General features: G+C 74.6%; 13 protein-coding genes. 6 read left to right on the forward strand and 7 right to left on the reverse strand.

Translation table 11 applies throughout. The features are described 5' to 3' along the window. Nucleotides 1–84: 84 nt before the first annotated feature. The 5 genes from C5508_RS08085 to C5508_RS08105 all read left to right on the forward strand — a co-directional run bounded on the left by C5508_RS08085 (nucleotide 85) and on the right by C5508_RS08105 (nucleotide 5189). On the forward strand, nucleotides 85–948 hold the full coding sequence (locus C5508_RS08085; protein WP_104524435.1) for a DODA-type extradiol aromatic ring-opening family dioxygenase: 864 nt from the start codon (nucleotides 85–87) through the stop codon (nucleotides 946–948). After that, the gene (locus C5508_RS08090) at nucleotides 945–1310 is read left to right on the forward strand and encodes a hypothetical protein (RefSeq protein WP_104524436.1); all 366 of its coding nucleotides are present in this window, start codon (nucleotides 945–947) and stop codon (nucleotides 1308–1310) included. The genes C5508_RS08085 and C5508_RS08090 overlap by 4 nt, the downstream gene beginning before the upstream one ends. 1 nt (nucleotide 1311) lies before the next feature. Then, a complete protein-coding gene (locus C5508_RS08095; protein ID WP_104524437.1) occupies nucleotides 1312–2283 on the forward strand; it encodes a quinone oxidoreductase family protein in 972 nt (323 codons plus the stop codon). A gap of 97 nt (nucleotides 2284–2380) precedes the next feature. Beyond that, complete coding sequence (locus C5508_RS19875) at nucleotides 2381–3187, forward strand: efflux RND transporter permease subunit (protein WP_198597960.1); 807 nt, start codon at nucleotides 2381–2383, stop codon at nucleotides 3185–3187. 241 nt (nucleotides 3188–3428) lie between these two features. Then, the gene (locus tag C5508_RS08105; RefSeq protein ID WP_104524438.1) at nucleotides 3429–5189 is read left to right on the forward strand and encodes a serine/threonine-protein kinase; all 1761 of its coding nucleotides are present in this window, start codon (nucleotides 3429–3431) and stop codon (nucleotides 5187–5189) included. A 249-nt stretch (nucleotides 5190–5438) separates the two neighbouring features. Here the strand turns inward: C5508_RS08105 and C5508_RS08110 are convergent, their stop codons facing one another. Next, nucleotides 5439–5624, reverse strand: a complete 186-nt coding sequence (locus C5508_RS08110; protein WP_104524439.1) for a hypothetical protein — start codon at nucleotides 5622–5624, stop codon at nucleotides 5439–5441. Nucleotides 5625–5812: 188 nt separating this feature from the next. Here C5508_RS08110 and C5508_RS08115 point away from each other — a divergent pair, with 188 nt between their 5' ends. Further along, complete coding sequence (locus C5508_RS08115; protein ID WP_104524440.1) at nucleotides 5813–6664, forward strand: formate/nitrite transporter family protein; 852 nt, start codon at nucleotides 5813–5815, stop codon at nucleotides 6662–6664. Nucleotide 6665: 1 nt separating this feature from the next. Here C5508_RS08115 and C5508_RS08120 read toward each other — a convergent pair whose 3' ends face one another. The 6 genes from C5508_RS08120 to paaC all read right to left on the reverse strand — a co-directional run bounded on the left by C5508_RS08120 (nucleotide 6666) and on the right by paaC (nucleotide 13437). Beyond that, the gene (locus C5508_RS08120) at nucleotides 6666–8315 is read right to left on the reverse strand and encodes a Na+/H+ antiporter (RefSeq protein ID WP_104524473.1); all 1650 of its coding nucleotides are present in this window, start codon (nucleotides 8313–8315) and stop codon (nucleotides 6666–6668) included. 47 nt (nucleotides 8316–8362) lie between these two features. Then, nucleotides 8363–9697 (reverse strand): phosphatase PAP2 family protein, encoded by a 1335-nt coding sequence (locus C5508_RS08125; RefSeq protein ID WP_104524441.1) that lies wholly within the window; start codon nucleotides 9695–9697, stop codon nucleotides 8363–8365. Between the two features lie 32 nt (nucleotides 9698–9729). After that, a complete protein-coding gene (locus C5508_RS08130; RefSeq protein ID WP_104524442.1) occupies nucleotides 9730–10782 on the reverse strand; it encodes a YihY/virulence factor BrkB family protein in 1053 nt (350 codons plus the stop codon). Between the two features lie 173 nt (nucleotides 10783–10955). Further along, complete coding sequence (gene paaE, locus C5508_RS08135; protein WP_104524443.1) at nucleotides 10956–12032, reverse strand: 1,2-phenylacetyl-CoA epoxidase subunit PaaE; 1077 nt, start codon at nucleotides 12030–12032, stop codon at nucleotides 10956–10958. Next, nucleotides 12032–12505: a 1,2-phenylacetyl-CoA epoxidase subunit PaaD gene (gene paaD, locus C5508_RS08140; protein ID WP_232796999.1), complete on the reverse strand. Its 474-nt coding sequence runs from the start codon at nucleotides 12503–12505 to the stop codon at nucleotides 12032–12034. The genes paaE and paaD overlap by 1 nt, the downstream gene beginning before the upstream one ends. Before the next feature lie 23 nt (nucleotides 12506–12528). After that, on the reverse strand, nucleotides 12529–13437 hold the full coding sequence (gene paaC / locus C5508_RS08145) for a 1,2-phenylacetyl-CoA epoxidase subunit PaaC (protein WP_104524445.1): 909 nt from the start codon (nucleotides 13435–13437) through the stop codon (nucleotides 12529–12531). Between the last annotated feature and the right edge of the window lie 18 nt (nucleotides 13438–13455).

The raw sequence follows: 13455 nt of genomic DNA on the forward strand, positions 1-13455 counted from the left end.
TGTGAGAGGTTTATAAGAAGGACCCCTACACCCCCGAGCCACTGCCGGGCAGCCGCCCGGACCCCGATCCCGCTGGAGGTCGTCATGGCTGAACTGGTCGCGGTCGTCGCGTCCACCCACCACCCGTTCTTCTACAAGGCGAAGACGTCCACGGGGGCCGACCGCCCGCCGTTCGCCGACGAGTGGGTCGCCAAGCAGGCGGCCTTCGCCGAGACGCTGAACCGGACCGAACCCGACGTGCTGGTGATGGTCGGCAGCGACCACTTCCACCAGCTGTGGCTGGACAACATGCCCCAGTTCCTGATCGGCAAGGCGCCCTTCTTCGACGCCAACTGGTACAACGAGGAGCGCGAGTTCGGCCTGCCGAGGATGACGCTGCGGGGCGAGGAGAACCTCGCTGCGCACCTGCTGCGCGACGGCCTGGACCGCGACTTCGACCTGGCGTTCAGCAACGAGCTGCGGATCGACCACAGCATCACCTGCCCGATCATCGCGCTGCGGCCCGAGGCCGACCTGCCGATCGTGCCGGTCTACACCAACATCTTCGCGCCGCCGCTGCCCCAGCCGAAGCGCTTCGTGCAGCTGGGAAGGGCGCTGCGCGAGATGGTGGAGTCCTGGGAGAGCGACAAGCGGGTGGCGATCATCGGCACCGGGCACCTGTCGCTCGAGCTCGGCGGGCCGCGCCAGTTCGGCGAGCACGGCCCCGACCCGGAGTTCGACCGGAAGGCCGTCGACTGGATCGCCTCCGGCGACATCGAGGGTTGCCTGCGCGAAGTCAGCCTCGAGAGCCTGCACGCGCCGGGTAATGCCACGCACGGCTTCATGGACTTCATGCTGATGATGGGCGTGGCGGGCGAGGGGCAGAAGGCTGCGCACGTCGACACCCTCGACCTGTTCCACACGATGGAGGCCTACTTCACCTGGTACCCGAACGGAGCACCGGCATGAGCAAGTACCTGCTCGACAAGTTCCTGTTCACCGTCGACCGCGACCCGAGCCTGGTGGAGCGCTACCGCGACGACCCCGCCGGCACGGTCGAGTGGTGGGAGCGGGAGATGGCCAACAAGCTGCTCAACTGCACCGATGCGGAGCGCAGCACCTGGCTGGCCTTCACCGAGGAGGAGCGGCGGGCGCTGCGCGAGCACGATCACGTGACCCTGTTCCGGATGGGTGCGCACCCGTTCCTCACGCTCACGTTGTTCATCGCGATGTTCGAGCGCGACCACGGGCCGCTGGAGTACCAGCAGGCCTACGGCCGGGTGATGGCCGACGCCGGCATCGGACTCCCGTACCCCGACATCGCGACCTGACGTGCACGCCGCCGTCCTGACGGAGCCGGGGCTGTCCCCGGCGTACACGACGCACCCCGACCCGGTCCCCGCCGCGGAAGGGACCCTGGTGCGGGTCACCGCCGCGCCGATCGTCCCGCTGGACCTGTTGTGCGCGACCGGCACCTCCTACTTCGGGCGGCCGGCCGTGCCGTACGTGCCGGGCGTGCAGGGTGTCGGGGTCGTCGAACGGTCGGGCCGCTTCGCCGAAGGCACCCGGGTCTGGTTCGCCACCGCGGCCGGCATGGCGCCGGGGAACGGGAGCCTGGCCGAGCTGTGCGCGGTCCCCGACCCCGACGTCGTCCCGCTCCCCGTTGGGGTGGAGGACCACGACATGGCAGCGCTCGGGCTGTCGGCGGTCGCCGCCTGGATGGCGTTGACCTGGCGGGCAGGCCTGCAGCCCGGTGAGCACGTGCTCGTGCTCGGTGGCGGTGGCGCGGTCGGCCAGTCGGCGGTCGGGGCCGCCCGGCTGCTCGGCGCCGGCCGGGTGGTCGCCGCCTGTCGGTCGGCGGCGGCGCAGGAACGCGCCCGCGCGGCCGGGGCCGACGCCGTCGTCCCGCTGACCGGGAACGTCGACGAGCTGGCGGCCCGTCTCGCCGAGGCGACCGGCGGTCGGCTCGACGTCGTCGTCGACCCGGTGTTCGGCGTCCCGGCGACCGCAGCCGTCCGGGCGTTGTCGGAGCAGGGCCGCCTGGTGAACCTGGGAGGTTCGGCCGGTGACGCCGCCGAATTCTCCTCGGCACTGGTGCGCAGCCGCTCGATCGCCGTGCTGGGCTACACGAACAACGCCCTCACCCAGGCGCAACGCAACGAGGCGATCCGCACCGTGGGCGAGCACGCGGCCGCGGGGCGGCTGTCGGTGGCGCACCGGGTGCGGCCGCTGGCGGAGGCGGCGGACGCGTGGGCGGGCGAGGCGGCCGGCGGCACCGGGGCACGCGTGGTCCTGGCACCCTGAACCGACGCGCGGCGCCGGGGGGCGACACGGCAACCACCTGGAGGACGCTCCGTGCAGCCGGTCACCGAGGACGCTGCGCGACCTCGAGGGCAACCCGGTGCCCAACGCGGTGCTCGACGTCTGGCAGGCCGACACCGAGGGGGCCTACGAATCCCAGATCCCCGACATCGACGAGGCGCGGCTGCGGGCGAAGTACACGACACGCGAGGACGGCACCTACTGCGTCCGCACCATCGCGCCCCTGGGCTACGCCATCCCGATGGACGGCCCCGTCGGCGACCTGATCAGCCGCACCGGGATCAGCCACTTCCGGCCAGCGCACGTCCACTTCCTGATCGACGTGCCCGGCTACGAGCCGCTGATCACCCATCTGTTCCAGGGAGGGGGCGGACCACCTGGACAGCGACGTCGTCTTCGGGACGAAGCAGGAGCTGGTCACCGCCTTCGAGGAGCGCGAGCCGGGGCGGACGCCGGACGGCGGTTCCAGCGACGTGCCGTGGCTGGAGTCGCGGTACGACTTCGTGCTCCAGCGGCAGGTCTGATCGGCGCCCCCCGCCCCGGACCTCCGGGGCGGGGGGCGCACCGACGGTGGGTGTGCGACGGCGTTCGGGCCGCCGGCGGCGGGGTCTTCATCTCCCAGCCCCTGGCGCTGGTGGTGATCGGCGGGCTGATCAGCTCCACGCTGCTCACCCTGCTGCTGGTGCCGGTGCTCTACACCGCCCTGGAGAGCCGCCGCGGGCGTCGGCGGGAGAAGCGGGCGCGCGCCGGACCGCCGGGGAGCCGACCCCCGACTGACGCGCACGGGACGCCCGGACGGGGGCGTCCCGTGGGCCGCTCAGACGATCGGCGCCGGGCCACCGTCCGGCGGCGGAGCGACCGGACCGATCGGGTCGGGGAGACCTGAGGGATCGGGAGCGCCGGGCGTGTCCGGGTCGGCCGGCGAGGGGTCCGGGGCGGGCGGCTGCGGCGGGTCGGGTGTCGTCATGCACCGACGCTAACTCCGCGGGGCGGATCCGGCCGCTCCAGCGCGGCCCGCCGCTCCGGCTGCCGTGGCCGGGTGTAGGCGCGGCGACCGACGGGCACTTCCGGGAGTGGATCGAACGCCGCGCCACCGGGTGCGGCGCCGCCGGGGGACGGAGCCAGGAGTGACCAGCGTCGGACACGAGCTCCTGGACGGCCGCTATGCGCTCGATCAGCTGATCGCCACCGGCGGCATGGGTGAGGTCTGGCGCGGGCGGGACGTCCGGCTGAACCGGCCCGTCGCCGTCAAGGTCTTGCGCAGCGAGTACGCGGACGACCCCGGTTTCGTCGCCCGGTTCCGCGCCGAGGCCACGCATGCCGCGGCCCTCAGCCATCCGAACATCGCCGCGGTCCACGACTACGGGGAGACCGAGGTGGAGGCGACCGGCGAGCGGATTGCCTACCTGGTGATGGAGCTGGTCGACGGGGCCCCGCTCTCCACCCGCTTCGGCGACGACGGGCCGATGGACACCACCACCGCGCTGTCGGTGCTGCGGCAGTCCGCCGCGGCCCTGGCGGAGGCGCACCGCGCCGGCGTCGTCCACCGGGACGTGAAGCCGGCCAACATCCTCATCGACAGCGCGGGGCAGGTGAAGCTCACCGACTTCGGCATCGCCTGGTCCGCGGCCAGCGTGCCGCTGACGCAGACCGGCCAGGTGATCGGCACCCCCCAGTACATGTCGCCGGAGCAGGCGGTGGGCGAGTCGCCGCGCCCGGCGAGCGACGTCTACGCCCTCGGGTTGGTCGGGTACGAATCGCTGACCGGTCACGCCGCATTCGAGGGTGACAACCCGGTCGCCCTCGCCCTCAAGCAGGTGCAGGAGGAGCCGGAGCCGCTGCCGGCGGAGGTTCCGGAGGAGGTGCGCACGCTCATCGACGGTGCACTGACCAAGGACCCCGACGCCCGGTTCCCCGACGCCGACGCCTTTCTCGCCGCCATCGACGCCACCCTGCTGGGTGAGGACCAGGACCCCTCGCCCAGCAGCACCTTCCCGGTCGCCGCGGTGGTCCCCACCACGGCGGCGGGACGGTCCGGCGCTGCGCGGACGACCGGGACTCCGGCCGGGCGACGGGCCCACCGGCGACGTGATCGGCGCCGTCGCTGGCTGATCCTGGCGCCGCTGCTGGCCCTGCTCCTCGGCGCGGGCGTGGTCGCGGCGACGGTCGGTCGTCCGGGCGGGAACGATGCGTCCGCGGACCCGGTCGCGTCGGCGCCACCCGCGGAAGGGGCGATCGTCCTGGCCGCGGACGACCACGTCGGGCGGCCGGCCGACGACGTCGCCGCCGAACTGACCGGGCTCGGGCTCGACGTCGAGCGCCGGGACGTGGTCACCGCCGACCAGCCGGCTGGCACCGTCGTCACGCTCGACCCGGCGGGGACGCCGTTGTCGGTGGGCGACCGGGTGCGGCTCGACGTCGCCGTGCCGCCTACCGCACCGTCGCACTCCGGTCGCGCCGTCACCGACGACCCGGCGGCGCCGACGCAGGCCGGGCGCGGAGCCGGGGACGCGTCGCGGACAGGGACCCGCACGTCCGCCGGGGAACCGGCTGACGGGCCCGGGCCGACCCGGGCCGCCGGAGGATCCGCATCCGCGTCATCCGTTCCGCCGTCCAGCGCTCCCGGCACGACGCCTCCGTCGCAGAGCACGGTGCCGGAGGAGACCACACCGCCGGCCACCGGCGGCGAGGAGGAGGCCGGCACGACGTCCCCGACGACGTCCCCGACGACGCCGCCGAGCGACGGCACGACCGCGCCGAGCGGCGAGAGCACCGAGCCGAGCGGCGAGAGCACCGAGCCGAGCACGCCGCCGACGGAGCCGGACCCGGACGCCGGCACGGCGACCGAACCGACGGAGGACGGGGCCACGGACGGCAGCGCCGGCTGATCCGTCGCCGCCCCGGTCAGGGTCGCGTCCGGGCACCGCAGACGGGCCTGGAGGTCGGTATGCCGCCCGCATCACCGTGGCCCACGGGTTCGCGGGGAGGCCGCCACTGCCGCCACCGGCTGGGCCACGACCGCCCCGCCCAACGCGGGACCGGTACGGACGATCCGCGGTACGGGGTGCCTTCCCGCGGCTGATACCCGGGCGAGACCGACGACGCGGTCGCCGGCCGCGTCGTCGGCCAGGAACGGCTCACGCCGGCGCGATCACGGCCTTGGTCCAGCCGCTCTCCCGCCGGTCGAAGGTCTCGTAGGCGTCGAGCACCGAGGGCATGTCCTCGACCTGGGTCAGGACCGTCGAGGGGTCGATCGCGCCGGTGCGCACCAGGTCCACCAGGTGCGGGATGTACCGGCGGTGGTTGCAGTTGCCCATCTTCACGGTGAGGGTTCATCGCCGCGCCGATCGGATAGCTGGTCATGTCCGGCGGGTAGACACCGCTCACCGGCGCCCATGCCACCGGGTGGGCCCTACCCGAGCACGCCGGGGCTACGCGGTCGGACCCGGTTTGCCGCCGGGCCGGCCCGGCGGGAGGCTGCAGAGCAGACCGCACCACAAGGGAGGCCACGATGTCGGCACGCGAACCGCAGGAGATGGCCGAGGTAGCGGCCGAGACAGGGGCGAAGAAGGTCCACCGCACCTGGGACCGGGTGCTGGTGAGCGCCTTCCTGGCCGGGGCCTACATCGCCTTCGGCGGCCTGGTCGCGATCACCGTGTCCTCGGGGCTGGACCCCGCGACCTGGGGCACCCTGCCCACGCTGTTCATGGGGGCGGCGTTCACCCTCGGCCTCGTCCTGGTGCTGATCGCGGGCTCGGACCTCGCCACCGGCAACATGATGCTGGTCCCGCTGGGCGCCATGCACGGCAAGCTGAGCGTCGGCGACGTCGCCCGCAACCTCACGTTGGTGCTTATCGGCAATCTGCTGGGCGCGCTGTTCGTGGCGTTCTTCCTGGCGGTGCAGACCGGCGTCATCGGCGACGCGGACGCGAGCGGCAGCGCCGCCCTGACCCATGAGCGCCTGGCGGGCATCGCCGAGGGCAAGGCGCTGGGGGAGTCGCCGTGGCAGACCTTCCTGCGCGGCGTCGGCTGCAACTGGCTGGTCTGCCTCGGGGTCTGGATGTCGCTGGCCGCCAAGGACGTCTCCGGCAAGGTGCTGGCGATCTTCTTCCCGATCATGGCCTTCGTCGCGATGGGCTTCGACCACGTCGTCGCCAACATGTTCTTCCTGCCGGCCGCGATCTTCGCCGGGGTGCCGGACATCGGCTGGAGCGAGACGTTGATGAACTGGCTGCTGGCCGGTGCGGGCAACCTCGTCGGCGCCGTCGTCTTCGTGGCGACGTCCTACTGGTACCTGTTCCTGCGCGACCGGCCGGACAGCTCGCCCGCGGCGGCGGCCGCGGAGCCGGCCGAGCGCGCCTGATTCATCGGAAGGCCCGCGCGGGCAGCCGGCCCTCCTCGTGGTCGAGCTCGCGGGTGAGGGAGCGCAGCCCCTCGTCGGGGAGCCGGCCGGCGTCCCGCCAGCGGAGCAACTCCTCGCGCTGGGCGTCCAGCGCGGCCCGGCGGAACCGCAGGGCCGCCTCGTACTGCGGGGACAGCGGCACGGCGCCCGGCTCGGCGCCGGCCAGCATGTCCATCCGCTTGCGGTAGCCCTCCAGCCGGGTGCGCAGCTGGGAGCGGAGCACGTCGAGCGCCTCGCCGTCGACGGCGTCGGTCTCCTCCGTGGCGAGGTCGTCCAGCCGGGCCAGTGCCGCCTCGACCGAGGCGATGCGGGCGTGGTTGCGCAGCCGCGCCTGGTCGGCCTGGTCGGCGCGCAGGCCCAGCGCCCGCACCAGCGGGGCGAAGGTGACGCCCTGACCCACCAGGGTCACCAGGACGGCGAGGAAGGCGCAGAAGAGCAGCAGGGAGCGGTCGGGGAACGGCTCGCCGTCGGCGGTCACCTCGGGCAGCGTGAAGATCGCCGCCAGGCTGATCACGCCCCGGGTCCCGGCCCAGCTGAGCACGACGATCTCGCGGCCGCTCAGCCGGCGGACCGGTCGGGCGGGGTCACCGGCCTCGCCCGAGCTGCCGAGCCGGGTGTGCAGCGACTGCGGCAGCGACTCGGTGAGCAGCAGCCAGAGCGGTCGTACCAGCAGCATGCCGCCGACGGTGATCAGCGACGCGGTCACCACCGTGCCGGTGTCGTACTCGTCCAGGCCGGCGACGACGGCCGGCAGCTGCTGACCGATCAGCAGGAAGACGAATCCCTCGAGCAGGAAGTTCACCAGCCGCCACACGGCGTTGGTCTGCAGCCGGCTGGCCCCCGACGCCCAGCTGGGGTTGTGGTGCCCGATCACCAGCCCGGCCACGACGACGGCGAGGACCCCGGAGACGTGCACGGACTCGCCCAGCAGGTAGGCGAGAAAGGGCGTGGCCAGGCTGATGGCGTTCGAGGTGAGCGGGTCGCGGCGCAGTCGGCGCAACGGCCGCACGCCGAGGGCGACGGCCAGGCCGGCCAGGACGCCGCCGACCGCGGCCACCAGGAACTGGCCGACGGCCGCCGGGGTGGAGAAGCCGTCGCCCTGGGCGGCGGCCACCGCCACCGTGAGGATCGTCAGCGCGGTCGCGTCGTTGAGCAGCCCCTCGCCCTGGATGAGCGTGATGAGCCGAGGGGGCAGGCCGACCTTGCGCCCGACGGCCAGCGCTGCCACCGGGTCCGGCGGTGCGACGGCGGCGCCCAGCGCGATGCCGGCGGCCAGCGTCGCGCCGGTCACGAACAGCGCGAAGCCGGTGCCGATGACCAGGGCCGTGACGAGCACCAGCAGCACCGAGAGGCTGACGACGGTGCGCAGGTTGCGCCGGATCGCCACCAGCGAGGACTCCAGCGCCGCGCTGTAGAGCAGCGGTGGCAGCACCAGCGTGAGGATCAGCTCGGGTTCCAGCTCGATCTCGGCCGCCGGGAGCAGGGCGTAGCCCAGTCCCACGAGGGTGAGCAGCGCGGCGGCCGGGAGGCCCGACCGCTCCGCGACGGCGTGCACGGTGACGATCACCGCGACGGAGGCCAGCACGAGCAGCAGCACGGTCTCCACACCCACCCCCGCATCCTTCCCGACCCGCGCTCGGGCCGCCGGGAGTGCGTCGATCACCCGGGTGCGGCCTCGCCGTCCACCCTCGCGGGGTCCTCGAGCAGCACGCGTCGGCAGGCCAGCAGCCAGGCGACGCCCAGGACCACGCCGGCCAGGACGTCGGTGGGGTGGTGGGCGGCGACGTAGATCCGCGACAGGGCGACGGCCGGAACCGCGAGGAGCGGGACGGCGAGTACGAGCCACCGCCAGGGAGGCCGGCCGAGCCGCAGGACGAGGACGGCCAGCGCTCCGTAGAGGACGGTCGCGGCGGCCACGTGCCCGGACGGCCAGCTGGCGGCGACCGGCAGCCCCCCGGTGAGGTCGGCGACGCCGGGCCTGGCCCGCTCCACGACCTGGGCGATCGCGAGGTAGAGCAGCACCTCACCGGCCAGGGCCCCGACGACGAACACCGCGGGCCGTCGCCGGTGCGCCACCGCGACGCCGAGCACGGCGAGGCAGACGCCTCCGGCGATGACCGTGCGGGTGCCGCCGAGCGCACCGGCGAGGTCGGCGACCGTCGTCCACGTCGGCGTCCGGTGCTCGGCGAACCAGCGGACGACGGCGAGGTCGCCCCGGACGAGGGCGGAGTTCCCGAAGGTGGCGGTCACCAGGAGACCCGCGGCGGAGAGGGCGGCCCACAGGATCCCGGCGAGCGCGAGCAGCCGCAGCCCGGCAGCCGACCGGCTCCGGGGCTCCGGCTCCGGAGCCAGGCGCGGAGCGCCCGCGGCGCCGAGCTCCAGGGGGTCGGAGGGACGTGCGGTGGGGACCGGGACGGTCTCGTGCTGCCATCCGCGGAACGCCGCCGTCATGACCGCCAGCCAGGCCGCGCCGAGGGCGTAGCCGGCGAGCACGTCGGACACGAAGTGCACGCCGAGCGCAATCCGGCTGAACCCCACGGCGAGCACGAGCAGGGCCGCTCCGACGACCAGCCAGGGCCGCCGGCGCCGGGGCACGGCCGGAAGCGTCAGGAGCACGAGGACCCCCCAGGTGACCAGCGAGGTCATCGCGTGGCCACTGGGAAAGCTGGCGTTGCCGGGGGTGTCCACGACGGGGTAGGCGACCAGTGGCCGGGCGCGGTCGGCGAGGGCCTTGGTGAGCGGCACCAGCACGGCCAGGCCGGCCCCGGTGACGGCGACGAACCACGCCAGCCGGCGCTGGCCCCGGAGAACGAGGACGACGGCGGTCAGCGTGAGGACCCACACCGCGGTCCCGGTTCCGCCGGCATCGGTGACCAGCCGCAACGCCGACACCGAGTCGGGGGAGTCCGCGACCGCCGCGTTCAGGTCGGCCGCGACGTCGCCGTCGAGGTCGGCGAGCGGGTCCCAGCGGCCGCCGACCAGCAGCCACAGCACGAGGAAGGGCAGCGCTCCGGCGAGGACCGCGGTCAGGCCCAGGACGGCGCGGACGGCGAAGCGCGGGCGCCCGTCGTCCGGTCCCCGTCACGGGCCAGGACGGTGGGATTCGGGCCGGTCATGTCGAGCTCCTCTCGCACGGTCGGGGTCCGATCGGCGCCGACGTCACGGGCACGGCGCCGGGCCCGGTGGGCGGTCATCTCCAGCTCCGCGGAGACGGCCACCCCGAGGAAGAGGGCGGTGGCCGACATCTGCGCCCAGAGCAGCAGTGCGATCACCCCGGTCACCGGGCCGTAGACCGAGCCGAAGCCGGTGGACAGCTCGAGGAAGCCGGCGAGCAGCAGGGTGAGCCCGGTCCACGCGCCGATGGCGAGCAGGCTGCCCGTGAGCAGCACCGGCCAGTGGGGCTGCGTGCGCGCCGGGGCCCGGTGCAGCACGGCGACCAGCGAACTCACCACCAGCACCAGTGCCGCCGGGCCGGTCCAGGCCTCGACGACGTCGTCGTCGACGGCGTAGACGCTCTGCACGGCCTCGGCGAACGCGCCGCGGGTGAGGATCAGCAGCGAGCCGGCCATGAGCGGGAGCCCCGCGGCGACCGACAGGACGAGGGCCCGGCGGTACTTGGCGGCCGACGGCCGGTCCCGGTGGATGCCGTAGATGCGGTTGGCTCCCCGCTCGACCTGCGCCATGGCCGTGGTGAGCGCCACCAGCGCCGAGGTGCCGGCCAGCACGAGGGCGGCGGTGCCCAGGGAGGTGTCGTCGGAGGGCAGGGTGCGCCGGAGCAGGTCGTCGGAGGCACCCGGGGTGAGCTGCAGGATCGTGCGGCTCAGCACCAGCCGGACGGTCAGCGCCTCCCACGCCCCGGCGAGCCCGATGACCGCGATGCACAGCGGGAGCGCGGCGAGGGAGAGCTGGAAGGCCAGTGCCCGGGCGGAGGAGAACCCGTCGCCGTACCGGAAACGCGTGGCCAGCTCCCCGGCCACGGTCCCGATGCCTTCGCCGCGCACCCCGCGCCACGCCTCGCGGGCGGTGACCGGGCCGCCGTCGTCCTGCACCGTCTCCGGGACCAGCGGCACCGAGCTCATCGGCGGAGCTCCGGCTCTCTCGGGGCCGCGACGCCGGCGCGGGACATGCGGCCTCCCCTGGTCGGTCCTGGGCCTCGATCGCCAGAGGCATGCCCGGCCGGTCCCGGAGGATGCCGCTGGTCGCGAGATCGACACGAAGCCGTCAGCCGGCCGTCCGACGCCCGGCTGACCGGTCACGCGTCGAAGTCGACGGTCACCTCGTCGGTGACGAGCAGGCCCTGGCAGGTGAGGACGTAGCCGGCGGCGACCTCCTCGGGCTCCAGCGCGTAGTTGCGGCGCATCTCCACGCGCCCGTCGGTGACCCGGGCCCGGCAGGTGCCGCAGACGCCGCCCCTGCAGGCGAAGGGCAGGTCGCCGCGCACCCGCTGCGCGGCGTCCAGCACCGGGACGTCCCGAGGCAGGGCGAGCGTCGTCGTCCGGCCGTCGAGGACGACGGTGACCCGGCTGCTCGGCCCCTCGACGGCCGCGTCGTCGCCGCGCACGGGCTGCGGTGGGAGGTCGTCGACGAAGAACAGTTCCTGGTGCACCCGCTCGGCCGGCACGCCGTGCTCCGCGAGCACCTCGCGTGCGCCGGTCACCAGGCCGTGCGGGCCGCAGAGCCACCAGTGGTCGACCCCGGCGGGGTCCACCAGGGCGCCGACCAGCGCCCGCAGCCGCTCGGCGTCCAGCCGCCCGCTGGTCAGCTCGGCGTCGCGCGGCTCCCGGGAGAGCACGTGCACCAGCTGCAGGCGCGACCCGTACCGGTCCTTGAGGTCGGCCAGCTCGTCGGCGAACATCACGGTGTCGGTGCGCCGGTTGCCGTAGAGGACGGTGACGGTGGACCGGCCGTCGCCCAGCACGGTGGCCGCCAGCGACAGCGCCGGGGTGATCCCCGACCCGGCGACGACGAACACGTGGTCGGCCGGCGCGTCGAGGTCGGTGGTGAACGTCCCCGACGGCGGCAGCACCTCGATCTCGTCGCCGGGGCGCACCTGGTGCACCAGCCACGAGGAGAAGAGCCCGCCGGGGACCTCGCGGACCCCCACCCGCGGTGCCGCGCCCGCCGGGGCGCAGATCGAGTACGAGCGGCGTTCGTCCCGATCTCCGTCGACCCGCCGCAGCGTCAGCGCCTGGCCGGGCCGGAACCGGTACTCCTCTGCCAGTGATGGCGGAACGGCGAAGGTGACCGCGACCGCGTCGTCGGTGAGCCGCTCGACGGCGGCGACGGTCAGCCGGTGGAACCGTGGGTGCCGCCGGGCAGCCGGGGTCATCAGATCTCCTTCACGTGCTCGAACGGCTCCCGGCAGCTGCGGCAGCGGCGCAGCGCGGTGCACGCCGTCGCGCCGAACTCGCTGACCTCCTCGGTGTCGGGCGAGCCGCACAGCGGGCAGGGAGCGGTGCGCCGCGAGGGACCGAGCCGCAGCGGAACGGGGCCGGGCGCGCGGTCCGGGGCCGGCCCCGGCGGGGCGATGCCCGCTTCGGCGAGCTTGCGGCGGCCCTCGGCGCTGATCCAGTCGCTGGTCCAGGCGGGGGAGAGGACGGTGCGCACCTCGACGTCGTCGAAGCCGGCCGCGTGCAGGGCGTTCAGCAGGTCCGCGCGCATGACGCCCATCGCAGGGCAGCCGGTGTAGGTCGGGGTGAGGTCCACGACCACTGTGCCGTCGTGCAACCGCACGTCGCGGAGCACGCCGAGCTCGGCCAGGGTCAGCACGGGCAGCTCGGGGTCGACGACGGTCCCGGCCACCTCCCTCGGGTCCGGCGCCGGGGTCACCAGGTCGCCGCCGGGTGGCGTCGCGCCAGGCCCTGGAGGGTGGTCAGCAGCGCGCTCAGCTCAGGGCCGTGCCCGCCGGTCCGGCCGCGGGGGACGACGTCGGCGGGCCGTCCGGGGACCCGCAGCGTCGCGCGGGTGAGGACGGTGGTCAGCACGTCGTGCACCTCGTCGCCCACGCCGGCCGGATCGACGGCGACCCCGGCGGCGGCCAGGCGGGCCTCCACGTCGGTGGCGGTGAAGAGATCGGCCAGGTGCGGCCAGACGGCGTCGACCCCGGCCTGTGCCCGGCGGTGCGACTCCGGCGTGCCGTCGCCCAGCCGCAGCACCCAGCGGGCCGCGTGGTCGCGGTGGTAGGCGAGTTCGTGCACGCCCTTGGCGGCGACGGCGGCGAGCACCGGGTCGCGGGAGGCGCGCAGGCGCGCGAACACCGCCAGCCGGACGGTGGAGGCGGCCAGCAGACGGACCATCGTCTGCGCGAAGTCGCCGTTGCCCGCCGCCACCAGGCCGGTGCAGCGGAACTCGTCGGGATCGCGGAAGCAGGCCAGCGCGTCCTCGTCCGGGATCGAGTCGGTCGCCGTCGAGCGGGACCGGCCGAGCACCCCGACGGAGCCGGCGCGGGTCAGCAGCAGCCGGGCCTGGCCGAGCAGGTCCAGGGCCGTGTTGCCGAACGCCACCTCCTCCTCGAGCTCGGGCGCCGCGGTGATCCACTCGGTCAGCCGCTGCGCGAGCACCAGGGCGTCGTCGCCGAGCATCAGGCAGTAGGCGCCGAGGTCCGCCGGGTCCACGCCGTCGGGCACCGTGAGCTCGACGCCGGCGAGCGGGTCGTCGAACCCGGTGCCGAATGCCCACTGCCCACCGCCGCCGTGCGTGGTGTCCAGCGCGTCGTACACGGTCTCCTCGTGCATGGGAACCTCCGTGGGCGG

This window comes from Blastococcus atacamensis, from assembly GCF_002938425.1.
Lineage (GTDB): Bacteria > Actinomycetota > Actinomycetes > Mycobacteriales > Geodermatophilaceae > Blastococcus > Blastococcus atacamensis.

What these genes read in the sequence shown, in the direction of transcription:
- C5508_RS08085 (WP_104524435.1), top strand. Translation starts at nt 85, where the DNA reads ATGGCTGAACTGGTCGCGGTCGTCGCGTCCACCCACCACCCGTTCTTC.
- C5508_RS08090 (WP_104524436.1), top strand. Translation starts at nt 945, where the DNA reads ATGAGCAAGTACCTGCTCGACAAGTTCCTGTTCACCGTCGACCGCGAC.
- C5508_RS08115 (WP_104524440.1), top strand. Translation starts at nt 5,813, where the DNA reads ATGTCGGCACGCGAACCGCAGGAGATGGCCGAGGTAGCGGCCGAGACA.
- C5508_RS08130 (WP_104524442.1), bottom strand. Translation starts at nt 10,782, where the DNA reads ATGAGCTCGGTGCCGCTGGTCCCGGAGACGGTGCAGGACGACGGCGGC.
- paaE (WP_104524443.1), bottom strand. Translation starts at nt 12,032, where the DNA reads ATGACCCCGGCTGCCCGGCGGCACCCACGGTTCCACCGGCTGACCGTC.
- paaC (WP_104524445.1), bottom strand. Translation starts at nt 13,437, where the DNA reads ATGCACGAGGAGACCGTGTACGACGCGCTGGACACCACGCACGGCGGC.